Annotated in this window: 1 protein-coding gene; it reads right to left on the bottom strand. The window is 65.9% G+C overall.

Translation table 11 applies throughout. From position 1 onward, the window contains the following. Positions 1-1,426: 5'-3' exonuclease H3TH domain-containing protein (locus EOA24_RS37865; protein WP_281059934.1), on the bottom strand; the 1,426-nt coding region annotated here is incomplete at both ends.

Raw genomic sequence — 1,426 nt, 5'->3', positions numbered from 1 at the left:
GTCCCAGCCATTTCTCCGACAGCGAGGCGAGGTCGTGACCGCCGGACGTGCCGGCGTCGAGCACGTAGGAGATCAGCATCGTGTCGTCGAACGGTCCGACCTCGATGCCGTGCCGGCTCATCACGACGATGTCGTATTTCATGTCCTGCACGATTTTGAGGACCGACCGGTCCTCGAGCAGCGGCTTGAGCAGCGCCAGCGCCTCGCGGACCGGGATCTGGTTCTCCAGCATGCCGCCGCCAAGCAGGTCGCCATTGCCGTTCTTGTGGGCAAGCGGCACGTAGACGGCGCGGCCCGGCGCGACCGCCATGGACAGGCCGATGAGATCGGCCTGCATCGGGTCGGACGAGCTGGTCTCGGCGTCAAAAGCGAGGATGCCGGCCTCGCGGGCTTCGGCTATCCAGGCTTTCAGCGCGGCCGCATCGCGGATGGGCGCATAGGCCGAAGGGTCGATCTTGCTCGCCGAGGCTTGTTCCAGCCGCAGCGCCGAAAGGAGCGATGGGGTGTCGCCCTGCGGCGGCGCGTCCTCGCCCCTCGTGGCTGGCGAGGCGGGCTTCGCGTCGCCGTTTGATTGAGGCACTGCCTGCCTTTGCGGCGCGCTGGCGCCGACATCGGGGCCGTGCGCGGCATCGGCGCGCTCGACGATGACGGCGGAAGCCTGGACGTCGCCGATCTCGGTCGCGGTCGCCTCGGCGACGCGTCGCGTTAGCGTGGTGAATTCCATGGTCTTCAGGAAGCCGATCAGCTTCGGTCCGTCCGGCGCGTGCAGCACCAGGTCGTCCAACCCCTCCTTCAGCGGCACATCGTTCTTCAGCGTCACCAGCTGACGCGAGATGCGGGCCTTGTCGGCATTGGCGATGATGGTCTCGCGCCGCTTGTCCTGCTTGATCTCGGAGGCACGCGCCAGCAGCCCATCAAGGTCGCCGAACTGTTCCAGGAGCTGCGCCGCGGTCTTCGGGCCGATGCCGGGCACGCCCGGAACGTTGTCGACCGAGTCGCCGGTGAGCGCCTGCAGGTCGATCATCTTTTCCGGCGGCACACCCCATTTCTCGATCACTTCGGGAATGCCGATCTGGCGGTCCTTCATCGGGTCGTACATGCCGACCGTCGGGCCGACCAGCTGCATCAGGTCCTTGTCGGAGGAAATGATGGTGGTGTCGGCGTCGACCTCGCAGGCCAGCCGGCAATAGGTTGCGATGATGTCGTCGGCCTCGAAACCCTCCATCTCGATGCAGGGCAGGTTGAAGGCCACCGTCGCCTGGCGGATCAGCCCGAATTGCGGGATCAGGTCTTCCGGCGGCGCCGAGCGGTTCGCCTTGTATTCCGGGTAGAGATCGCTGCGGAACGTCTTCGAGGAATAGTCGAAAATGACGGCGAAATGCGTCGGCACGATGCCCACATTGGTGTTGCGGGCGTCCTGCATCAG

The organism is Mesorhizobium sp. M2A.F.Ca.ET.039.01.1.1 (assembly GCF_003998035.1).
Taxonomy (GTDB): Bacteria; Pseudomonadota; Alphaproteobacteria; order Rhizobiales; family Rhizobiaceae; genus Mesorhizobium.
The sequence above is the reverse complement of the archived record's forward strand: the minus strand, read 5'-3'. Positions and strand labels throughout refer to the sequence as shown.